At 72.4% G+C, this 22059-nt stretch carries 18 protein-coding genes and 1 pseudogene; 7 read left to right on the top strand and 12 right to left on the bottom strand.

The genetic code is table 11. From position 1 onward, the window contains the following. Nucleotides 1-115: 115 nt before the first annotated feature. Together FB157_RS21750 and FB157_RS21755 are read right to left on the bottom strand one after the other, a co-directional pair. The gene (locus tag FB157_RS21750; protein WP_145882183.1) at nucleotides 116-700 is read right to left on the bottom strand and encodes a hydrolase; all 585 of its coding nucleotides are present in this window, start codon (nucleotides 698-700) and stop codon (nucleotides 116-118) included. 36 nt (nucleotides 701-736) lie between these two features. Next, nucleotides 737-1174 (bottom strand): MarR family winged helix-turn-helix transcriptional regulator, encoded by a 438-nt coding sequence (locus FB157_RS21755; RefSeq protein WP_145882184.1) that lies wholly within the window; start codon nucleotides 1172-1174, stop codon nucleotides 737-739. Between the two features lie 101 nt (nucleotides 1175-1275). Between FB157_RS21755 and FB157_RS21760 the strand changes: the two genes are divergently transcribed. Continuing rightward, nucleotides 1276-1803, top strand: coding sequence for a metallophosphoesterase (locus FB157_RS21760; RefSeq protein WP_145882186.1), 528 nt, complete (start codon nucleotides 1276-1278; stop codon nucleotides 1801-1803). Continuing rightward, nucleotides 1800-2393 (top strand): GNAT family N-acetyltransferase, encoded by a 594-nt coding sequence (locus FB157_RS21765; RefSeq protein WP_145882188.1) that lies wholly within the window; start codon nucleotides 1800-1802, stop codon nucleotides 2391-2393. Before FB157_RS21760 ends, FB157_RS21765 begins: the two co-directional genes overlap by 4 nt. A gap of 26 nt (nucleotides 2394-2419) precedes the next feature. Here FB157_RS21765 and FB157_RS21770 read toward each other — a convergent pair whose 3' ends face one another. Genes FB157_RS21770 through FB157_RS21800 form a run of 7 tightly spaced genes read right to left on the bottom strand, consistent with a single transcriptional unit; the run spans nucleotide 2420 to nucleotide 10218 of the window. Then, complete coding sequence (locus FB157_RS21770; RefSeq protein WP_145882190.1) at nucleotides 2420-3055, bottom strand: SRPBCC family protein; 636 nt, start codon at nucleotides 3053-3055, stop codon at nucleotides 2420-2422. A 16-nt stretch (nucleotides 3056-3071) separates the two neighbouring features. Then, nucleotides 3072-4178: an XdhC/CoxI family protein gene (locus FB157_RS21775; protein ID WP_145882192.1), complete on the bottom strand. Its 1107-nt coding sequence runs from the start codon at nucleotides 4176-4178 to the stop codon at nucleotides 3072-3074. Then, entirely contained in the window at nucleotides 4171-5496 is a 1326-nt protein-coding gene (locus tag FB157_RS21780; RefSeq protein WP_186581629.1) for a VWA domain-containing protein, read from the bottom strand. Before FB157_RS21780 ends, FB157_RS21775 begins: the two co-directional genes overlap by 8 nt. A 5-nt stretch (nucleotides 5497-5501) precedes the next feature. Further along, nucleotides 5502-6377 carry a MoxR family ATPase gene (locus FB157_RS21785; protein ID WP_261386425.1) on the bottom strand — a complete coding sequence of 292 codons (876 nt, stop codon included), beginning with the start codon at nucleotides 6375-6377 and terminating at the stop codon, nucleotides 5502-5504. 15 nt (nucleotides 6378-6392) lie between these two features. Continuing rightward, nucleotides 6393-7247, bottom strand: a complete 855-nt coding sequence (locus tag FB157_RS21790) for a xanthine dehydrogenase family protein subunit M (RefSeq protein ID WP_145882194.1) — start codon at nucleotides 7245-7247, stop codon at nucleotides 6393-6395. After that, nucleotides 7244-9739 carry a xanthine dehydrogenase family protein molybdopterin-binding subunit gene (locus tag FB157_RS21795; RefSeq protein WP_145882196.1) on the bottom strand — a complete coding sequence of 832 codons (2496 nt, stop codon included), beginning with the start codon at nucleotides 9737-9739 and terminating at the stop codon, nucleotides 7244-7246. The genes FB157_RS21790 and FB157_RS21795 overlap by 4 nt, the downstream gene beginning before the upstream one ends. Beyond that, nucleotides 9736-10218, bottom strand: coding sequence for a (2Fe-2S)-binding protein (locus tag FB157_RS21800; protein WP_145882198.1), 483 nt, complete (start codon nucleotides 10216-10218; stop codon nucleotides 9736-9738). Before FB157_RS21800 ends, FB157_RS21795 begins: the two co-directional genes overlap by 4 nt. Before the next feature lie 250 nt (nucleotides 10219-10468). Here FB157_RS21800 and FB157_RS21805 point away from each other — a divergent pair, with 250 nt between their 5' ends. Both FB157_RS21805 and FB157_RS21810 read left to right on the top strand, forming a co-directional pair. Then, nucleotides 10469-12499 carry a translation factor GTPase family protein gene (locus FB157_RS21805; RefSeq protein WP_145882200.1) on the top strand — a complete coding sequence of 677 codons (2031 nt, stop codon included), beginning with the start codon at nucleotides 10469-10471 and terminating at the stop codon, nucleotides 12497-12499. A gap of 82 nt (nucleotides 12500-12581) precedes the next feature. Next, a pseudogene (locus tag FB157_RS21810) lies at nucleotides 12582-14446 on the top strand (cellulase family glycosylhydrolase). Between the two features lie 56 nt (nucleotides 14447-14502). On the opposite strand, the gene FB157_RS21815 reads toward FB157_RS21810, so the two are convergent. Then, entirely contained in the window at nucleotides 14503-15756 is a 1254-nt protein-coding gene (locus tag FB157_RS21815) for a YncE family protein (RefSeq protein ID WP_145882202.1), read from the bottom strand. A gap of 138 nt (nucleotides 15757-15894) precedes the next feature. Between FB157_RS21815 and FB157_RS21820 the strand changes: the two genes are divergently transcribed. Both FB157_RS21820 and FB157_RS21825 read left to right on the top strand, forming a co-directional pair. Continuing rightward, complete coding sequence (locus tag FB157_RS21820) at nucleotides 15895-16557, top strand: TetR/AcrR family transcriptional regulator (protein ID WP_145882204.1); 663 nt, start codon at nucleotides 15895-15897, stop codon at nucleotides 16555-16557. Between the two features lie 141 nt (nucleotides 16558-16698). Beyond that, nucleotides 16699-17724, top strand: a complete 1026-nt coding sequence (locus FB157_RS21825; RefSeq protein ID WP_145882206.1) for an alcohol dehydrogenase — start codon at nucleotides 16699-16701, stop codon at nucleotides 17722-17724. Nucleotides 17725-17727: 3 nt separating this feature from the next. Here the strand turns inward: FB157_RS21825 and FB157_RS21830 are convergent, their stop codons facing one another. After that, complete coding sequence (locus tag FB157_RS21830) at nucleotides 17728-18957, bottom strand: glycosyltransferase (protein WP_145882421.1); 1230 nt, start codon at nucleotides 18955-18957, stop codon at nucleotides 17728-17730. 13 nt (nucleotides 18958-18970) lie between these two features. Between FB157_RS21830 and FB157_RS21835 the strand changes: the two genes are divergently transcribed. Further along, the gene (locus FB157_RS21835) at nucleotides 18971-19363 is read left to right on the top strand and encodes an RICIN domain-containing protein (RefSeq protein ID WP_145882208.1); all 393 of its coding nucleotides are present in this window, start codon (nucleotides 18971-18973) and stop codon (nucleotides 19361-19363) included. A 30-nt stretch (nucleotides 19364-19393) separates the two neighbouring features. Here the strand turns inward: FB157_RS21835 and FB157_RS21840 are convergent, their stop codons facing one another. Beyond that, nucleotides 19394-21856 (bottom strand): SpoIIE family protein phosphatase, encoded by a 2463-nt coding sequence (locus FB157_RS21840; RefSeq protein ID WP_145882210.1) that lies wholly within the window; start codon nucleotides 21854-21856, stop codon nucleotides 19394-19396. Nucleotides 21857-22059 lie beyond the last annotated feature (203 nt).

Here is a 22059-nt window from a genome sequence, read left to right on the forward strand (position 1 = left end):
GCCCCCTTGGTTCGCTTTCCGTCGCCTGGGCGGCACGGTGCGCGTGGCCGAATGTTAACCCGGGCCCTTGTGCGGACGGACGTCCGTCCGCACAAGGGATTTCCCAACTGGCCGGTCAGGCGTGGGTCTTGGCGAGCAGCTCCAGGATCTCCGCCGTCGTACCGCTCTCGCCGAGCCGGGGGAAGATCCGCTCCACGCTGCCCCGGTGCGCCTCGGCGTCGCTGTCGGCCATGGCGTCGGTGGCGAGAGTGACGTGATAGCCGTGGGCGTAGGCGTCGCGGGCGGTGGACTCGACACCGATGCTGGTGGCGATGCCGGTCAGCACGATCTGCGTGACGCCGCGGCGGCGCAGCTGGACATCCAGGTCGGTGCCGTGCAGGGCGCTCCAGTTGTGCTTGGTGACGTGGATGTCGCCGGGGTGGCCGGACAGTTCGTCGACGATGACGTCCCAGCCCGCCGGGAAGGCGAGACCGCGTGCCTGGCGCTCGGTCCGGCCGGGGACGGCGTCCGCCCAGTCGGGTGCGAAGGAGACCCGGACCAGGACCACGGGCAGGTCGCGGGCCCGGAAGGCGTCGGCGAGCTCGGTCGTACGGGCCACCACGTCCGCTGCGGCGTGCGGCTGGGTGGGCATGCCCACGATGCCGCTCTGCAGGTCGATGACGACGAGGGCGGTGCGGGGGTCGAGGGTGCTGACGGACATGGGGCGATCAGGCCTTTCGGGGGATGGGTTTCGGTCTCACGGCTGCGAGAGCCGTTCCAGCAGTTCCAGCGCCGTCAGGACCGTCTGCCGCTCCTCCTCGGTGTAGCGGTCCTCGAAGGCGCGGGCCAGCCACTCCTCGCGCAGCTGCCTGTTGCCCTCGACCCGGGCCAGGCCGGCCTCGGTCAGGGTGACCAGCTGGCGGCGGCCGTCGTCGGGGTCCGGGGCGCGCCGGATCAGGTCGTGCTGCTCCAGGGCGGCCAGCGTGGCCGCCATCGACTGGGGCCGCACGCCCTCCGCGGCGGCCAGGGCGCTGGCCGTGGCCGCACCGTGCTTGCCGACGAGGGAGAGCGCCGACTCCTGTGACGGGGTCAGGTCGGAGTCCTGCGCGACCTCGCGGATACGGCGCCGCAGCCGGCTGAACACCACGCGCAGGTCGCGCGCGGTGCGGATGGCGGAGTCCGAGATGTGAGCCATGCCGTCAGCGTAGAACCCTCAGGAGAGACTGTCCAGCTGGAACTGTTCAGTCATGCCTGAATAGTATCGGGTGCGCCTTTCAGGCCGCATACGCTGATGGCGTGCGCCTCCTGCTGATGTCGGACACCCACCTCCCCAAGCGCGCCAAGCGGCTCCCGGACCAGCTGCTCGCCGAACTCCCGCACGCGGACGTCGTGTTCCACGCCGGGGACTGGGTCGACACCGCCACTCTCGACCTGCTGGAGAGCCGCAGCCGCCGGCTGGTCGGCGTCTACGGCAACAACGACGGCCCCGAGCTGCGGGCCAGGCTCCCCGAGGTGGCGTACGCCGAACTGGGCGGCCTGCGCTTCGGCGTGGTGCACGAGACCGGTCCCGCGCAGGGGCGCGAGGCCCGCTGTTCCGCCCGCTTCCCCGACCTGGACGTGCTGGTCTTCGGGCACAGCCACATCCCCTGGGACACCGTCGGCCCCGGCGGGCTGCGGCTGCTCAATCCCGGCTCCCCGACCGACCGCCGCCGCCAGCCGCACTGCACCTACCTCACGGCGACCCTCGCCGACGGCACGCTCACCGACGTCACTCTGCGACGGCTGCCCCCGCGGCAGCCGGCCTGTGGCACGATGCGTCGATGATCTCCGACTACGACATACCCGACGTCGTACCCGCGGGCAGCATGGCCGAGCGCGACCAGCCCGTCCTCGGACTCCCGGGCGGACTGGAGCTCCGGCCCTGGCGGACCGGGGACGCCGACGCCGACGCGCTGCTCACCGCCGGGTCGGACCCGGCGATCCGGCTGTGGAACCTGTTCTCCGTCCGCACCCGTGACGAGGCCCGGGCCCGGATCGAGCGCATGCACGAACGGTGGCGCGCCGAGACCGGCGCCGTATGGGCGATCGCCCGGCCCGGCGGCCCGCCCCAGGGGCTCGCCGGGTTCCACGACATCAGTCTGGCGGGCGGCAACGCCGAGATCATGTACTGGGTGCTGCCCGAGTCGCGCGGCGGCGGCATAGTCGTCGAGGCGGCCCGGCGGCTGAGCCGGTGGGCGCTGGACGACCTGGGCCTGCACCGGCTGCGGCTGTGCCACGCGGTCGGCAACCCGGCGTCCTGCCGCGTCGCGGAGAAGGCCGGCTACGCCTTCGAGGGCACGATGCGCTCGTCCCTGCTGCACGCCGACGGCTGGCACGACGAGCATCTGCACGCACTGGTGGCCGAGGGCGCCTGATCCCCGCGGGGGAGGCGGGCCGACGACTACCGGTGCAGGGCCCGCCTGCACCGCCGCGCCCCCGCGGCGACCATCACCAGCACGGCGAGCACCACGGCCGCCTCCGCGGCCCGCTTGGCCACCGGTACCGCGGCCGCTCGCAGAAGGTCGAGCGGCTCGGCCGCCTCCTCCTCGGCGGACGGCTCCGGTTGCTCGTCGATGCCGGTGATCTGCGGGGGGCGCTCGGTCAGCCGCTCGGCGAGGCATGCCGCGAACTGGCCCACCAGACGGTCCCCCACCTCCGACAGGAGGCCGCGGCCGAACTGCGCGGGGCGCCCGGTCACCGTCAGATCGGTCCGCACCGACACCGCCGTAGCGCCGTCGCGTCCGCTCAGCGCGCCGGTGACCGTCGCCCGGGCCGTGCCCTGCCCCCGGGTCTCCCGGCCGCTCGCCACGAGCACCATCCGGTGCGCCGCCTCGTCCTGCTCCTCGAAGACCGCGGTGCCCCGGTAGGTCAGGGTGACCGGGCCGACCTTGACCTTCACCGAGCCGGTCACGGTCGTGCCGTCGTACTCCTCCACCACGGCGCCCGGCAGACATGGCGCGACGCGTTCGATGTCGAGGAGCGCGCGCCAGGCGTCGTCGACCGCGACCGGGACGGTGAACTCGTGGTGCAGCTCCATGACTTCCTCCTCGCACTCAGGCTGTGGCACGTGGGTGGATGGCCCCCGCGGTCGTGGTCAGGGGCGAGCCGCTGCCGCCCCAGCGCAGGGCGACGATCTCGGCGGCGACGGACACGGCGACCTCCTCGGGCGTACGGGCGCCGAGGTCGAGCCCGAGCGGCGAGCGCAGCCGGGACAGCTCGGCCTCGGTGAGACCGGCCTCGGTCAGCCGGGCGCGCCGTTCGTCGTGGGTACGGCGGCTGCCCATCGCCCCGATGTAGGCGGCCGGCCGGCGCAGCGCCTCCTCCAGCAGCGGCACGTCGAACTTCGGGTCGTGGGTGAGGACGCAGATCACCGTGCGCTCGTCGGTCTCGGTACTCGCGAGGTAGCGGTGCGGCCATTCGACGACGACCTCCACGCCCGCCGGGAAGCGCTTGGGCGTGGCGAAGACCGGGCGGGCGTCGCACACGGTGACCCGGTAGCCGAGGAAGTCGCCGATGCGGGCCACCGAGGCCGCGTAGTCGATCGCGCCGAAGACCAGCATGCGCGGCGGTGGTGCGAACGACTGCAGGAACACGGTGACGGCGTCCTCGCGGCGCTCGCCGTGCGGCCCGTAGTGCCTGAGCGCCGAGGCGCCGAGGGCGAGTTCGCCGCGCGCGTCGGCGGTGACCGCGACGTCGAGCCCGGCCGTGCCGAGCGTGCCGGCCTCGGTGCCCGGCCAGACGGCCAGCGTGGCCCCGCGCGGGGCGGGCCCGTCGACCACCGTGGCGACGGTCACGGGCTCACCCGCGGCGACGGACGTGGCGACCGCCCCGAACGCCGGGTCGGTCGCGGACGTCACGGGCCGTACCAGCAGGGTGATCTCGCCGCCGCAGGTGAGCCCGACCGCGAACGCGTCCTCGTCGCTGTACCCGAAGGTCTCCAGCCGGGCCTCGCCGCTCGCCACCACCTCCTGCGCGAGCTCGAACACAGCCCCTTCCACGCAGCCCCCGGACACGCTTCCCACGACCTCGTCGTCCGCGCCCACCGCCATGGCGGCGCCGGGTCCGCGCGGCGCGCTGCGGCTGACCGCGACGACCGTCGCCAGACCGAACGGGATCCGGGCCGCGTACCAGCGCTCCAGCGCCGGCAGAATCTCACGCACGCTCCGCTCCTCTCACCCGGACCACCGGGACCCTCTCGGCCTCCGCCCCGCGCACCACCGCGGCCAGCCGCTCCAGCGCCGCCAGGCTGTGCCCCTCGACGAAGTCGTCCACGCTGGGCAGGGCCGCCGCCATCCCGGCCGCGAGGGGCGCGTAACCCGGGCGTGCCTTGCGCGGGTTCGCCCAGACCACCCGGTGCGCCAGTCCGTGCAGACGGCGCATCTGTGTGCCGAGCAGTTCCGGGTCGTCGCGCTCCCAGCCGTCCGAGAGCAGGACGACGACCGCGCCGCGCGCCATGCCGCGCTGTCCCCAGCGGTTGAGGAACTCGCGCAGCAGCTCGCCCAGCCGGGTGCCGCCGCGCCAGTCGGGGACGGCCTGCGCCAGCGCGGCCATCGCCAGGTCCGGGTCGCGGTGCGAGAGTTCCCGGGTCACCCGGGTCAGCCGGGTGCCGATCGTGAACACCTCCGTGCGGCCCCCGCGCACAGCCGCGTGCGCGAACCTGAGGAGCGCATCGGCGTACGGCGCCATCGACCCGCTCACGTCGACGAGCAGCACGATCCGGCGGGGCCGCTGCACGCGCGCGTGCCGCCGCAGACGGGCCGGCTCACCGCCCCGCCGCAGCAGCTCCCGTACGGTGCGGCGCGGGTCGACGGCCCCGCGCCGGGCCGGCCGCCGCCGCGCGGAGCGACGGGTCTGCCCGGACAGTGCGAACGCTGCCAGCAGCCGGTTGAGCTGGGCGCGCTCGGCCGCGTCCAGCTCGCCGACGTCGCGGTGCCGCAGCACCTCGGTGGCACTGGCGAGCGCCGCCGTCGGCGGCCCGGAAGGCTCGCTCTCGTCCGGGGCACGGCCGCCGGCGGGCGCGTCCCGCACGACGAGCCGCAGCCGGGGCGGGGGAGCGTGCCGCACCGCCTGCCGGGCGGGCTCGTCCGAGGGCCCGAAGTAGGCGGCGAACACCCGCTCGTAGCGCTCCAGGTCGTCGTGGCCGCCGCACAGTGTCGCCCGCCCCGCCCCGTACACGTCGGCCCGCACGTCGGGCCGCAGCACGTCCACGGCACGCAGGAAGGCGTACGCCCGCTCGGTGCTCGCGTCGACCCCGGCGGCCCGCAGCGCCCGCACGAACCCGAGCAGCACGGCATCCGCCCCTACCGCGCCGCCCGGCACATCCGCCGGTCGGCCCGAGGGCCGGTCTCCGGCACCGGAGGGTCCGCTCGTGCGGTACGTCGGCGGACCGGCGAGGGCCACGTCTTCCGGCCCGTCCCAAGGCCGGTCTCCGCCCCCGGTCCCCGAAGCCCCCTTCCGCCCGCGTCCCGGTCCGGCCATGGCGATCACGTCCCCCGTGCCGCCAGGACCGCCGTGAGATCGAGCGTCCGCGCCCGGTCCACGTCCTCCCGGTACTTCAGCGCCGAGCCCAGCGTCGCCACGGCCAGTTCCGCGTCCACCTCGTTCGCGCCCAGCGCGTCGAGGGCCTCGGCCCAGTCGATCGTCTCGGCCACCCCGGGCGGCTTGAGCAGGTCCGCGCCCCGCAGCGCCTGGACCAGCGCGGTGACCTGCTCGGCCAGCCGTGCCGACACCTGCGGCAACCGGGTGCGCACGATGGCCAGTTCGCGGGCGAAGGAGGGATGGTCGAACCAGTGGTAGAGGCACCGCCGTTTCAGAGCGTCGTGCACCTCCCGGGTCCGGTTCGAGGTCAGCACGACCACCGGCGGCTCCTCGGCCCGCAGGGTGCCCAGCTCCGGGATCGTGACGGAGTACTCGGAGAGCAGCTCCAGCAGGAACGCCTCGAACTCGTCGTCGGCCCGGTCGATCTCGTCGACCAGCAGCACCGACGGCTGCGTCTGCAACGCCAGCAGCAGCGGCCGGGCGATGAGGAAGCGCCGGTCGTACAGCTCGCTCTCCAGGCGGTCGGCGTCCTGCACGCCGGCCGCCTCGGCGGCCCTCAGGTGCAGCAGCTGGCGCGGGAAGTCCCAGTCGTACAGGGCCTGGGAGGCGTCGATGCCCTCGTGGCACTGCAGGCGGATCAGCGGCGCGCCGAGCGCCTCGGCCAGGGCGGTCGCGAGCGCGGTCTTGCCCACGCCCGCGTCGCCCTCGCAGAAGAGCGGCCGGTGCAGCCTCAGTGCCAGGAAGCAGGTGACGCCCAGCCCTTCGTCGACGAGGTACCCCGTCTCCTCCAGGCGGGCCCGCACCTGCTCCGGGTCGTCCATCCGGGTGATCGGCGCTCACCCCATTCCGCCGGCGGTCAGCACCGCCCGCCTGGTCAGCACTCGCGCGAGGTGCTCCCGGTACTCGGGCGAGGCCGACAGGTCCTGCGCCGGCCGGGTGCCCTCGGCAGCCGCCCCGGCGGCCCGTGCCACGGCCTCGGGACCGTCGGCACCGGACAGCGCCTCCTCGGCCGCCGTGGCCCGCAGCGGGGTGGCGCCCATGTTGGTCAGTCCGATGCGCGCCTCGGCGATCCGTCCGTCGTCGCGCCGTACGAGCGCGGCGACGCCGACGATGGCCCAGGACTGAGCCACCGCGTGGAACTTCTCGTAGTGGAAGCTCCAGCCGTCCGCCTTCGGGATCCGCACCTCCACCAGCAGCTCGTCGGGCGCGAGCGCCGACTGGAGATAGTCGACGAAGAACTCCCGGGCCGGCATCGTGCGCCGGCCGCCCGGCCCGGCGACGACCATTTCGGCGTCCAGGGCCAGGGCCACGGCGGGCAGGTCGCCTGCCGGGTCGGCGTGCGCGAGCGAGCCGCCGAGGGTGCCCCGGTGCCGTACGGCCGGATCGGCCACCGTGGCCGTCGCCTCGGCCAGCAGACCGGCGTACCGGCGCACCAGCGGGTCGTGGACCACCTCGTGGTGCGTGGTCATCGAGCCGATGACCAGGGCGTCACCGTCTTCGCGGACCCCGCGCAGTTCGGGGATCCGGCCGACGTCCACGACCAGCTCCGGAAAGGCGAGCCGCAGCCGCAGCAAGGGCAGCAGGCTCTGCCCGCCGGCCAGCACCTTCGCCTCGTCGCCCGCGTCGGCGAGCGCGTGCACCGCCTCGTCGACGCTGGTCGGACGGGTGTACTCGAACGCGGGAGGAATCATGCCGAACCTTCCGTCCCCGGCTGACCCGACCGACCGGGCTCGCCGTACTGACCGATGTCCCCTGCCTGAGCCGCCTGCCCGGACTGCCCGGACTGCGCGGGACCTGTCCCCGCGACCTCCTCGGCAGCACCGGAGCGGGCCGACCGAATGGTCTGCCACACCCGGTGGGGCGAACACGGCATCCGTACGTCCCGCACACCCAGCGGCCGCAGTGCGTCCACCACGGCGTTCACGACCGCTGGCGTCGACGCGATCGTCCCGGCCTCGCCGACCCCCTTGACCCCCATGGCGTTCGAGGACGCCGGGGTCTCCGTCCGGTCGGTCACGAACTCCGGCAGGTCCGCCGCCGACGGCACGAGGTAGTCGGCCATGGTGCCGGAGACGAGGTTGCCCTCGTCGTCGTACACGGCCTCCTCGTACAGCGCCTGCGCGATGCCCTGCGCGAGGCCGCCGTGCACCTGTCCCTCGACGATCATCGGGTTGACGACCCGGCCGACGTCGTCGACGCAGACGTACGACCTGATCCGCGTCTGCCCGGTCTCCGTGTCGATCTCGACCGCGCACAGGTGGGTGCCGTGCGGGTAGGAGAAGTTCTCCGGGTCGACCAGGGTCTCGGCGTTGATGGACGGCTCGACGCCGTCGGGCAGGTCGTGCGAGGTGAACGTCTCGAAGGCGATCTCCTGGATGGTCTTCTGCGCCTCCGGGGAGCCCTTCACCGAGAAGACGCCGTTCGTGAATTCCAGGTCCTGCTCGCTCGCCTCCAGCAGATGCGCGGCGACCTTCCGTGCCTTGTCGACCACCTTCGTGGCCGCCCGGTGCACGGCCTCGCCGCCGACCGCCAGCGACCGCGAGCCGTAGGTGTCCATGCCCTGCGGGGCCGCCAGGGTGTCGCCGTGCACCACCTCGACGTCGTCGAACGGCACGCCCAGCACATCGGCGGCGATCTGGCTCCAGCAGGTTTCGTGGCCCTGCCCGTGCGGGCTGGTGCCGGTGACCACCTCGACCTTGCCGGTGGGCAGCATGCGGATGCTGGCCGCCTCCCAGCCGCCGGCCCCGTACCGCAGGTCGCGCAGCACCCGGCTCGGCGCGAGCCCGCACATCTCGGTGTACGTCGACACGCCGATGCCGAGGCGTACGGGGTCGCCGCGCTCGTTGCGCTGCCGCTGCTCGGCGCGCAGCTCGTCGTACCCGAACAGGGCCAGCGCCTTCTCGGTCGCCGCCTCGTAGTTGCCGCTGTCGTAGGTCAGCCCGGCGACCGAGGTGTACGGGAACTCCTCGTGCCGGATCCAGTTGCGGCGCCGCACCTCCACCGGGTCCAGGCCGAGTTCGGCGGCCAGCTCGTCCATGATCCGCTCGATGGCGAACGTCGCCTCCGGGCGTCCGGCGCCGCGGTAGGCGTCGGTGGGCGTGCGGGTCGTGAAGACGCCGGTGCAGTTGAACTCGTAGGCGTCCATCTTGTAGATCGCCGGGTACATGAAGGCGCCGAGGATCGGGATGCCCGGGGTGACGAGCATCAGATAGGCGCCCATGTCGGCCAGCAGGTCGACCTTCAGGCCGAGGAGCCTGCCGTCCCTGGTGGCGGCGATCTCCACGTCCTGGATCATGCCGCGGCCGTGATGGGTCGCGAGGTAGCCCTCGGAGCGGGACTCGGTCCACTTCACCGGACGGCCGAGCTTGCGCGCGACGGCGAGCGCGAGGGCCTCCTCGCCGTACACCTGGAGCTTGGAGCCGAAGCCGCCGCCCACGTCCGGGGCGACCACGCGCAGCTTCTGCTCGGGGATGCCGGTGACCACGGCGAGCATGATCCGCAGGATGTGCGGGATCTGGGTCGCCGAATAGACGGTGTACTCGCCGGAGGCGGCCAGCGGGGTGACGACGACCGCACGCGGCTCCATGGCGTTGGGGATGAGCCGCTGCTGGTGGTAGCGGCGCTTGAGCGTGACGTCTGCGCGCTGCCGCACCGACTCGAAGCTCTCGCCGGTGGCGAGCGGCCAGGTGTAGCAGTGGTTGGTGCCCTTGTCGGAGTGGACCAGCGGGGCGCCGTCCGCCAGGGCGGCCTCCAGGTCCAGGACCGGGGGCAGCGGGTCGTAGTCGACCTCGACGGCCTCCAGCGCGTCTGCGGCCGCGTACCGGTCGCGGGCCACCACGACCGCCACCGGGTCACCGGCATAGCGGACCTCGTCGACGGCGACCGGCAGGTGGTCGGGGTGCACGATGTCCTCGGTCACCGGCCAGGCGCAGGGCAGGGAGCCCATCCCGTCGGCGAGGTCGGCGCCGCTGAACGCCGCGACGACACCGGGGCGTTCCAGGGCGGGGGAGACGTCGACGCGGGTGACGCGGGCGTGCGCCATCGGGCTGCGCAGCACGGCCAGGTGCAGCAGCCCGGCGACCTGGATGTTGTCGGTCCAGTTGGTCTGGCCCGTGACCAGGTGGGCGTCCTCCTTGCGCAGCCGGGGCCGGCCCACCTCGTGTTCTACGGCCTGGCCGGTCATGCCGTGGCCTCCTCGGGGAGCTGCTGCCCGGAGGCGGCGAGCACCGCGCGGACGATGTTCTGGTAGCCGGTGCACCGGCACAGGTTGCCCTCCAGGGCCTGCCGGACCTCGTCCGCCGTGGGCTGCGGGTTCTCGCGCAGCAGATCGCGTGCCGCCATGATCATCCCCGGGGTGCAGTAGCCGCACTGCAGAGCGTGCCGCTCGTGGAAGGCGTGCTGCAGCGCGGTCCACTCGCCGTCCTCGGCCAGCCCCTGGACGGTCGTCACCGTGCCGCCGTCCGCCTGCACGGCCAGCACCGAGCAGCTCTTGACGGTCGCCCCGTCCAGGTCGACCGTGCACGTGCCGCAGTTCGAGGTGTCGCAGCCGATCGGGGTGCCGGTCAGGCCGAGGCGGTCGCGCAGGTAGTGGGCCAGGAGCAGACGGGGTTCGACGTCGTCCTCGTACGTCGTGCCGTCCACGTTCACCTTGATGTGGGTCATGTGCCCTCCAGGCCGTGCGGGCAGGAGCGAGAATCAGCCAGATCGACGTGATGTACGTCACTCTATGGCTGCGCCCTGGAGGCGGCGAGTGCTGCGGCGGGGGTTTGTTGAACATTAATCCAGTGCTGTCCAGTGGCCGCCCTGCTGCACTTCCCCTGACCCGGCGGCACACGGAGAGGACCAGCGATGCGCACTGCGTGCATGTCCACCCAGGAAGGAATCCCACCCATGCCGAAGGACATCACGCTCAGTGCACCTGCTCAATCTCGGAATTCTCGCGCACGTAGACGCCGGTAAGACCAGCCTGACCGAACGGCTGCTGCACGCGGCCGGAGTCACCGACGAGGTCGGCAGCGTCGACGCCGGCAGCACCCGGACGGACACCCTCGCGCTGGAGCGGCAGCGCGGGATCACCATCAAGTCGGCGGTCGTGTCGTTCCCGCTGGACTCGGTGACCGTCAACCTCATCGACACCCCCGGTCACCCGGACTTCATCGCCGAGGTCGAGCGGGTGCTCGGCGTGCTGGACGGCGCCGTCCTGGTCGTCTCGGCCGTCGAGGGCGTCCAGGCGCAGACCAGGGTGCTGATGCGGACCCTGCGCCGGCTGCGCATCCCCACCCTCGTCTTCGTCAACAAGATCGACCGGCGGGGGGCCCGCGAGGAGGCGGTCCTGCACGACCTGGCCCGCAGGCTGGCCGTACCGCTCGTGCCCATGGGGACGGCCGCCGCGCTCGGCACCCGCGAGGCCCGCTTCGTCCCCTGCCTGCTCCCGTCCGCCCTGGACACGCTCGCCGACCACGACGACGACCTGCTCCGCGCCTACGTGGCGGGCGATGTCCCCGACACCCGCCTCCACGCCGCACTCGCCACCCAGACCCGGCAGTGCCTGGTCCACCCGGTCTACTTCGGCTCCGCCATCACCGGCGCCGGTGTACCCGAGCTGATCGCCGGCATCGAACGCCTGCTGCCGACCGCCTCCGGCGACCCGGACGGCCCCCTGTCCGGCACGGTGTTCAAGGTCGAACGGGGCCCGGCGGGGGAGAAGATCGCCTATGCGCGGATCTTCTCCGGCGCGCTGCACGTGCGCGAGCGGGTCCTTTTCGGGGACGGTCGCGAGGCGGGCGGGGCCGGCCGGAAGGAGGGCGGGCAAGGCAGGGAGGGCAAGGGTGCTCGGGAGGAGGGGCGGATCACCGCACTCACCGTCTTCGACAACGGCACCGATCTGCGGCAGGACCGTGCCGGCGCCGGGCGGATCGCCAAGGTGTGGGGACTCGGCGGCGTCCGGATCGGTGACGCGATCGGTGCGCCGGGCCGGGCGTACGAGCACCACTTCGCGCCGCCCACCCTGGAGACCGTCGTCGTGCCGGGGGCCGGTACGGACCGGCGCTCCCTGCACCTCGCGCTCACCCAGCTGGCCGAACAGGACCCGCTCATCGGCGTCCGCCACGACGAGCTGCGGGGCGAGACCTCGGTCTCCCTCTACGGCGAGGTGCAGAAGGAGGTCGTCCAGGCCACCCTCGCCGACGAGTACGGCCTGGACGTCACCTTCCGGGAGACCACCACCCTGTGCATCGAGCGGCCGGCCGGCGCCGGGCAGGCCGTGGAGTTCAACAAGAAGGACCCCAACCCCTTCCTGGCCACCGTCGGCCTGCGTGTCGACCCCGCCCCGCCCGGCTCCGGCGTGCGGTTCCGGCTGGAGGTGGAGCTGGGCTCCATGCCGTTCGCCTTCTTCAAGGCGGTCGAGGACACCGTCCGCGAGACGCTCGGCCAGGGCCTGCACGGCTGGCGGATCCCCGACTGCACCGTCACCATGACGCACTCCGGCTACTCGCCCCGGCAGAGCCATGCCCACCAGGGTTTCGACAAGAGCATGTCGAGCACCGGCTACGACTTCCGCTGCCTGACCCCGCTCGTCCTGACCGAGGCGCTGCGCCGGGCGGGCACCCGGGTGTACGAGCCGATGCACCGCTTCCGCATCGAGGCCCCGGCGGACACGCTGGGTGCCCTGCTGCCGATGCTGGCCCGGCTGGGCGCGGTGGCGGAGAGCACCGAGGCGCACGGGCAGGAAGGTGTGCTGGAGGGGGTCGTGCCCGCTGCCCGGGTCCATGAACTGGGGCAGCGGCTGCCGGGGCTGACCCGGGGCGAGGGCGAGCTGGAGTCCGCCTTCGACCACTACGCACCGGTCACCCGCGGCCCGCTGCCCGAGCGCCCGCGCACCGACCACAACCCGCTCGACCGGAAGGAGTACCTGCTGAACGTCACGCGCCGGGTGGGTGACTGAGGAAGCAGTACTGACTGATAGTCAACTTACTTCTGAGTCAGTAGTATTGACGCTCTCCAGGCATCCCCGGACTGTGGTGTACATGTCCATCATCAGGGTGCGTCTGCTTCCTGTACTGGTCGTCCTCTGCGGACTCCTGACGGTGGCGGGCGCCCCGCCCGCCACCGCCGCCACCCCTGCCGCCCCCCCGATTCCCTCTGGTTCGACGGCTCCCCGCTCGCCGTCCGGAACGGCCGCTTCACCGACGGCCAGGGACGCGAGGTGGTGCTGCGCGGCTACAACGTCTCCGGCGAGACCAAACTGGAGGAGAACGGCGGCCTGCCCTTCGCCTCGGTCGCCGACGCCCGCAGGTCGGCGACCGCGCTGCGCGTTCTCGGTGGCGGCGACGCAGTCCGCTTCCTGCTCTCCTGGGCGCACGCCGAACCCGCGCGCGGCCAGGTGGACACCGCCTACCTGGCAGCGGTGACCGAGCAGATGCGTGCCTTCCTGGACGCGGGCATCCGGGTCTACCCCGACTTCCACCAGGACCTCTACTCCCGCCACCTCTTCAACACCGGCAGCTGGTACACGGGTGACGGCGCCCCCGAGTGGGCGGTGGACGCCGGGAGTTATCCCAGGGAGTCCTGCGGGATCTGCCTCTTCTGGGGGCAGAACATCACCCAGAACGCGGCCGTGCAGAAGGCGCAGTACGACTTCTGGCACAACAGCCACGGTCTGCAGGACGCCTTCCTCGCCACGGCTCAGACCGCCATGGCCTACCTCCAGCAGCACCTCAGCGACGGCGAGTTCGCGGGCGTCGTCGGCTTCGACCCGTACAACGAGCCGTACGCGGGCAGCTACGACTCCGGGCAGACCTCCCGCACCTGGGAACGCGACCTGCTCCGGCCGTTCTACGTGAGGTTCCGGGCCCGCATGGACGCCGCCGGCTGGCAGGACAAACCCGCCTTCGTCGAGCCCAACCTCTTCTGGAACGCGAACATCTCCACCCAGAAGCAGGAGGGCGGGCTGCTGGACGCGGGCACGCTCGGCCCGCGTTATGTCTTCAACACCCACTTCTACGACCAGAAGGCCATCTCCGGCATCCTGATGTGGGGCAAGGCGGCCGACGGCCAGTACACCGCCGACTTCGGCACCGTCCGCGACCGCGCCTCGGCCGCCGGGACCGCGGCCGTGGTCAGCGAGTTCGGGCACCCGCTGTCCGGCACGGTGTCCGACAAGGCGCCCACCGTACTCAAGGCGATGTACCAGGCGCTCGATTCACGCCTCCCCGGCGCGAGTTGGTGGACGAACCCGGCCGCCTCCGGACCGGTGCTGTCCGGCTCGCAGTGGCAGTGGGACCTCTACAACGGCCGTCACCACGAGCTGATGAACGGCAACCCCGGCAAGGTCCTCACCTCCGGCGACGCCTGGAACGACGAGGATCTGTCCGCCGTGAGGCTCGACGACTCCGGGAACGCGACCCTCCGTCAGGACGCCCGGCTGCTCGACCGTGTCTACCCGAGCGCCACCGCAGGCTCGACGCTCGCCTTCACCTACGAGGACCGTTCCCGGGACGGTTCGACCACCCTGACCTGGAACCCGGTGCCGAGTTCGCTGCCGAACGTGGCGCGGCTGGTGGGCTCGGGCCAGTACGGGCTGCTGGTGTGGCGCTCCGGCGACGGCACCGCACCCACCGAACTGCACCTGCCGGCGTCGTTCCCCGCCTCGGCGACCGCCGTCGTCTCCGACCTGGGCACGGTCTACGCACCGCCCGCGTACTCCGCCGGGACCCCGGTCGGCGCGGCCCCCGAGCCGGGCGGCACCGGCAGCCGCCGACTGCTGCTCACCGACACGGACTCCGGCGTCCTGCACTACGCCCTGGTGACCAACGGGGCCACGGCGCCCTCGGTGGACCTGCTGAACGCCGCCGGCTCCGAACTGGCCTCCTGGGCCAAGGCGCACTTCTGACAGCGGCACGGCCTCCGGGGTGAGTGGGGGCACCCCGGAGGCCGTACGGCGGCGGCTCAACCTCCGCTCGGACCCGTCCAGTCGGCCTGCACATGCCCCAGCCGGACGCGCTGCGGATGGTCGCCCACCGGGATCGACGTCACCTTCTGGCCGGTGGCGAAGTCGATGGCCGTGACCTGGTCGGCGCCGCTCTCGGAGACGATGCAGTCCTTGCCGTCACCGCTGACCGTGGCCCAGTACGGCTTGGAGGCCGGGACCAGCGTGCCCTCCTGGAGGGTGGCCCGGTCGACCACCGTGGCATAGTCGTCCATGGTGCCCGCGACGCACAGCTTGGTGCCCGCGGGGTTCATCGAGATGCCGTGGTGGCGCGAGTCGTTGACCCAGGTGGTGCGGTCCTCGCTGGTCGCCGGGTTCTTCGGCAGCGTCTTGACCCGGGTGATCTTGTCGGCGGCCACGTCGTACTCCAGGAATCCGTTGAAGAACGACACCTGGAAGTAGAGCTTCGACTCGTCGGGGGAGAAGACGGCCGGACGCACGGCGTCGGAGAAGTCCTTCAGTCCGATCGCGTCCAGCAGCTGACGCATGTCGATGACCTTGACCTGCTTGTACGTGGTCGCGTCCACGACCGTGATGTGCCGGTCGCCCTTGGTCCAGTCCCAGGCCGGGTCGTCCAGAGCGGTGTTGACGTCCCCGATGGCCATGTTCCAGATGTACTTGCCGTCCTTGGTGAAGATGTTCTCGTGCGGCTTGTCGCCGGTCGCGAACGACCCCAGCTGCTTGCCCGTGGCGATGTCCAGCACGTGCACGGTGTTCGCGGTGGAGGCGGAGACGGCCACCCGGGTGCCGTCCGGCGAGACGGCCATGTGGTCCGCTCGGTAGCCGGACACCGGGAAACGCCAGTTGATCTTCCCGGTGGCCAGGTCGATGGAGACGACGTCGGCGAAGCTGGGGCGGGAGACCACGACCGACCTGCCGTCGGGCGTGGAGTACATGTCGTCGGCGAACTGGTCGTGGCCCTCGCCGACGCTGTTGCGGATCGCCATGAAGTAGATCCACTTGATGGGGTCCGCGTTGATCTCCGCCATCCGCCGGTCCTTGTCCGGGACGACGTTGATCCGGCCGACCTTCGCGAAGTCGCCGGAGGACTTGATGACATCGGCGGTGCCGTCCCAGTTGTTGCCCACGAACAGCACCTCGCGCAGATCCGCGGCGTCGGACGAGGCTGCGGAGGCGGCGGTCGCCGGTCCGGCGACGGTCAGCACGAGGGCGGCGGCCACGGAGCAAAGGTGCCTGGTTCTGGAGGCAGGCATGACTGCTCTCTTTCCTCGGGGAAATCTGAACACGGGCGGATTCACAGTGAACTTACTGAAAAGTAAGGACGGGGCGCCCTTCTCGACAAGATGTGTGCACGACAAGATTGGGCACCGGTGGATGACGGAGGGGGCAGCGTGACGGGGAGGCTCAAGGCACCGACGGGCCGCTACGGCGGCAGGTCCGCCGAGGAACGGAAGGCCGACCGGCGCCGCCGGTTCCTGGAGGCGGCACTGCAGACGTTCGGTGACAGCCCGGGCTACCGTGCCACGACGGTCGCCGCGCTGAGCCAGGCCGCGGGCCTGTCCACCCGCCAGTTCTACGAGGAGTTCCGCACCCTGGAGGACGTCCTCGCCGCGCTGCACCTGGAGGTCAACGGCTGGGCGGAAGGGGCGGTGCTGGACGCGCTCGCGGCGGCAGAGGGGCTGCCGCTGGCCGAGCGGGTCGCCGTGCTGTTCCACGCCTACGCCCGCGACGTCACCTCCGACCCGCGCCGCATCCGGATCGCCTTCGTGGAGATCATCGGCGTCAGCGCCCGCCTGGAGGAGCAGCGGCTGGCCCGCCGGGCCCGCTGGGTCGACCTGATCCGCTCGGAGGCGGATGCGGCGGTGGCCCGCGGGGAGGCGGCACCGCGTGACTACCGCCTCGCGGCCACGGCCTTCATCGGCAGCGTCAACGGTCTGCTGCACGACTGGAGTGCCGGCTGGGTGGACGCGAGCCTGGACGAGGTCGTCGACGAACTGGTCCGCCAACTGCTGGGGATCCTGCGCCCGGACGGCTGGCTCCCCGAGTCCGCCTGACCCGGATCGGACCGACCGGGACACGTTTCCCCAGGTCACCGTGGGTGGGACGGCGGGGCTCGCGGGGTTCGACGCGCGCGATCGGCCCGGAGCTGGTCTGCTGGACCGGGGGGCTTACGTACCCGTTCTCCGGAGTGACGCATGAGTACCTACCGAGTCGCACAGGTGACCGCCCCGGGCGGCACGTTCGAGCTGGCCGAGCGGGAGGTGCCGCAGCCCGGGCCCGGCGAGGTGCGGATCGCCGTGGAGGCCTGCGGGATCTGCCACAGCGATGCCATCTTCTGGAGCGCGGGACTACCGGGCGTGACGTTCCCGGAAGTACCCGGGCACGAGATCGCCGGGCAGATCGAGGAGCTGGGCCCGGGGGCCCATGAGCGCGGCTGGCGGGTGGGCGACCGGGTGGCCGTCGGCTGGTTCGGCGGCAGTTGCGGCCACTGCGTGCCCTGCCGCGAGGGCGACTTCGTCGTGTGCCAGAACCTGAAGGTCCCGGGATGGGCGTACGACGGCGGCTTCGGCGAGAAGGTGATCGCGCCCGTCGACGCCCTGGCCCGGGTCCCCGAAGGGCTGTCCGCGAACGACGCCGGGCCCATGGCCTGCGCGGGCGTGACCACGTACAACGGGCTGCGGCGCAGCTCCGCCCGGCCGGGGGACCTGGTGGCCGTGCTCGGCCTCGGTGGCCTCGGGCACCTCGGGGTGCAGTACGCGGTCGCGATGGGCTTCGAGACCGTGGCGATCGCCCGCGGCCCCGACAAGGCCGACTTCGCCAAACAGCTCGGCGCCCACCACTACGTCGACAGCACCTCCGCCACCCCGGTCGCCGAGGCGCTGCAGTCCCTCGGCGGCGCCAAGGTCGTCCTCGCCACCGCCGGGAACTCCGAGGCCATCACCTCCACCGTGGACGGCCTTGCCCACCGCGGTGAGCTGGTGGTCATCGGAGCGGACGTCGAGCCGCTGGGCATCACCCCGGTCCAGCTGCTGATGAGCGGACGGATCGTCCGCGGCCACCCGTCCGGCACCGCGCAGGACGTCGAGGACACCATGGCCTTCAGCGCCCTGCACGGCATTCGCCCGATGACCGAGCCCGTGCCGCTGGACCGCGCGGACGAGGCCTTCCAGAAGATGCTGGCCGGCGCCGCCCGCTTCCGGATGGTGCTGACCGGCGGCTGAGGATCAGCCGCCCAGCGCGTTCACCGCCTCCAGCACCGGCGCCACCCCGTCCTCGGCGCGGATCCGCTCCCCGAGCGCCCGGGCCCGCTCGGCGTACGACCCCTCGCGTGTCGCGCGCAGCAGCGCCGTGGACAGGGTGCCGACGGTCAGCCGGCGCAGCGGCACGGCGGCCGGGGCGACACCCAGCGACACCAGCCGGGCGGACCAGAATCCCTCGTCGAACTGGATCGGGACCGGCACGGCCGGCACCCCGGCGCGCAGGCCCGCCGCGGTGGTGCCCGCCCCGGCGTGGTGGACCACGGCGGCCGTCCGCGGGAACAGCGCCGAGTGCGGTACCTCATCGACGGTCAGCATGTCGTCGCCGTCCGCCGCGAGGCCGCCCCAGCCGCGCTGGATCACCCCGCGCAGCCCGGCCCGCCGCAGCGCCGCCACGACCTGCGCGCTCAGCCGGCCGGCGTCCGGCACGGTGGCGCTGCCCAGCCCGACGAACACCGGCGGCGGTCCGGCGTCGAGGAACTCCCGCAGCCTGTGCGGAAGTCCGGTCCCGGAGTCGTACGGCCACCAGTAGCCGCACACGCCAAGGCCCGGCCGCCAGTCCCGGGGCCTTGGCACCACCAGCGGGCTGAAACCGTGGTGCACCGGCCACAGCCGCCGCTCCCGGGCGCGCCGGGCGGAGCCGGCGCCGACCGGGGGCAGCCCGAGGCGGGCGCGGACCGTGGGCACGGTCGCCGCGAAGACGCGCTCCACGGCGAGGTTCACCCCGTGTCCGGCGAGGCGGTTGACCGGCGCCCCGAACGTGCCGCCACCGAGCACCGGAGGGGCGAACTCCTCGGTGGGGGCGAGCGGTTGCAGATAGAGGCCCATGCTGGGCAGTCGCAGCCCCTCGGCGACGGCATGCCCGAGCGGCGCCAGCGAGGCCGACAGCAGCAGCACATCGCTCTGCCGTCCCGCCGCCACCAGGTCGTCGGTCATCCGCCCGACCAGCCGCCGGGCCAGGTCGACCACCCGCACCAGCTTTCCGGCGCCGCTGGTGCTGCGATGCAGCCCCCGGCCCCGCGGTGACTCCAGCTCGGCGCGCGGATCGACCGGCAGCGCGTGGAAGCGCACCCCCGACCCCGCCACCAGCGGCTCGAAGCAGCCGTGTGTGACCAGGGTGACCTGGTGCCCGGCACGGCCGAGCCGGTACCCGAGACCGGTGTAGGGGGCCACGTCGCCCCGGGATCCCGCCGTCATGATGGCAACCCGCATGGCGGCCAGTATGACGGCGCCGCGCTGCGCGGCGGCCCAACGGCCCGGCCTCGCCTGCACCAACACGTCGTCCACCGCCGTCACCGGCACGCTCCAGGTCAACGGGCAGACCGCCACCACCGTCTCCTTCCCGCCCACCGGGTCCACCCGGGGCACGGTCTCGGTCCAGGTCCACGTCACCAAGGGATCCACCAACTCCCTGACCGTGACCGGCGGTCCCGCCCTGGGCACGCTCACGGTGGAACCCGTCCCCGCCGCCGACGGCACCCTGCTTGCCGGCAAGCAGTCCGGCCGCTGCGCCGACATCCACGACAACACGATCACCGACGGCACCCAGGCCGAACTCTGGGACTGCGACGGCGGTGACAACCAGAAGTGGTCCGGGACCTGAAGTCCTGGACCTGGGTGCTCGAAGCCGCTCTCAGTCGCCAGGGGGCGTGCGGAGGGACTGTTCCGCCCAGATGGACTTGCCGCGCGCGTGATAGCGGGTGCCCCAGAGATCGGCCGTCTGGGAGACCAGGAACAGTCCCCTGCCTCCCTCGTCCGTGTCCAGGGCCCGCCGCACATGAGGGGAGGTGCTGCTGTGGTCGGACACCTCGCAGATCAGGTTGCGGTCGCGTATCAGCCGCAGCCGGATGGGGGGCAGGCCGTAGCGGACGGCGTTGGTGACCAGTTCGCTCACCAGCAGTTCGGTGGTGAATTGCATCTCCTCGAGGCCCCAGTCCCGCAGCGTCCGTCCGGCCAGCTCCCGGGCCTTCCGGACGACCTCGAACTCCGCCGGCAGGTCCCAGGTGACATGGCGTTCCGATTCGAGCCCGCGGACCCGCGCCACGAGCAGTGCCATGTCCTGCTGCGCGGGGCAGGGAACCATCCGCCGCAGCACCTCGTCACAGAACTCACCGAGCCCTTGGCGAGTACTCGCGGCCGGGGACGGCCGGGCGGCACGGGCCGCGGACAGAACGTCACGGAGCCGTTCGAGGCCCGTGCCGGCATCACCCGCATCGAGGTTGGCCAGGCCCATGGTGTCCAGGACGAGCAGGTCCCCATCGGCGAGTGTCAGTCCACCGCACTCGTAGGGCGCACCGCCGGTGCCCAGCGGAGGGCCTACCGGCATCTCGATCACAGTGGCCTCGCCGAGTTCCGGCAGCAGGGCGGGGGACGGGTGCCCGGCACTGGCCAACTCACAGTGCCGCGAGAGGGGGTCGAAGACAGCGTAGGTGCAGGTCGTTCCGACGGCGTCGTTGCCGGCGCCCTGCTCGTGGTGGAACCGCTTGATCTGTTCATTGAGTTCGGTGAGCAGTTCGTCCGGCGAGAGATCCAGGTCGGCCAGCGTCCGTACGGCGGTCCGCAGCGCGCTCATGGTCACCGCGGACCGCAGCCCCTGGCCCACGGCATTCGCGACCACCAGGCCCACGCGTGCGCTGGACAACCGGATGACGTCGAACCAGGCGCCTCCCAGTACGGTGTGGCCGTTCGCCGGCAGGTAGCGCGAGGCCGTCTCGACACACCGCAGTGCCGGGAGGCGCCGCGGCAGCAGACTGCGCTGCAGGGCCAGGGCCCTGGACCGTTCATGGGTGTAGCGGCTGGCGTTGTCGATGCACACCCCGGCGCGCGCGGCGAACTCCTTGGCCAGCAGAATGTCATCGGCCTCGAACGGCTGGAGTCTTTGGTATCTGGCGAACGTCACCGTGCCCAGTGCCTCTCCCCTGGCGTACATCGGCACCAGCAACCAGGAGTGGACGCGTCGACTGCGGTGCAGAGCGGCCCGAGCCGGGTCACTGATGAACTCCTCGAAGAGTTCGTCGCCTGTCAGCAGCACATGGTTGCCGTCCGCCAGTGCCTTGGTGGCCGAGGACTCGGGGGCGGAGGCGATCAGGTCGATCTCTCCCCGGGCGACCCTGGTGTCCAGCGGTCCGCCGGCGCGTACCGTGTGCGCCGCCCGGCGCAGTGGCGCCCCCTCGCCCAGGAGGCCGACATCGGCGTTCCTGCCACCGAGAACCGGGTCGAGCAGATCTACGTAGGCGTAGTCGGCGAACTGCGGCACGGCCACGTCCGTCAGCTCCTGCGCGGTCTGCATGACGTCCAGGCTGCTTCCGATCCTGGCACTCGCCTCGTTGATCAGGTCCAGTCGCTCACGCGCCCGGGTCTCCTCGGTCACGTTGATCACCAAGTGCACCAGGCCGACCACGTCACCGGAGCCGCTGCGCAGCGGGACGATGGTCTCCGACCAGACGGATTCCCCGCCCGGGCCTTCCGGGATGCCACCTCGCACCTCGACGCCGATGCTTGCCCGGCCGGTGTCGAGCACCCGCCGCTGCCGCTCCTCCAGAGCGTCGACGTCCAGCAGGCCAGAAGGTGCCGCTTCCCGCATGGTGCGGCCGACGACTTCGTCGGCGAAGCCTCCCGAACGACTCCGGGACTCGTTCTGCCCGAGGAATCGCAGATCGCTGTCGAAGACATCGATGATGTACGGCGATTCGGTGAACAGTCCCCGCAGCAGAGCGCGGCGGAGGTCGTTCCGGCGGGCGTCCTCGAGGGGCTCGGCCTGGATGAGCCACTGCGCACCGGCTGGTGTGACCAAGCCGTGTGCCCAGATCCTCGCCTCGACTCGGGAGCCGCTGCTGTGGCGCAGACGAGCGGGCGAGAAGACGATCGGCCGGCCGTCGGGCCGGCGATCGAGGAGCTCGGCGGCCTCCGTCCCGGGCTCGACAAGATCGGCCCAGCGAAGCTCCCAGAGCTCGGACGAGGAGTATCCGAGAAGGTGCTGCGCAGCGGGGCCCCAGCCGAGGAGCGAACCGTGTTCGCCGACGACGACGCAGACGTCACCTGCGGGTTCCGGCGCGTCACTCGACGTGCCCAGGAGCGCGGTGTCCCGCATTCCCATGAGTCCAGGCTACCCGGACACCCACACGGGGCCCCGGAGATCCACTGAACCCGTCGACGCATGTACCTTCCGCCGTCGGCGGAGAGCTGGGCGTCTCAGCGGACGACGATTCGGGTGCAGCCGCCCTCGACCTCCTCCGGCTGATGAACCTCGCCCCCGCCGCCCATGGACCGAGAGACCGCCCGGCCCGGGACCGGACAGCC

The organism is Streptomyces sp. BK340 (assembly GCF_007827595.1).
Classification (GTDB): Bacteria; Actinomycetota; Actinomycetes; order Streptomycetales; family Streptomycetaceae; genus Streptomyces.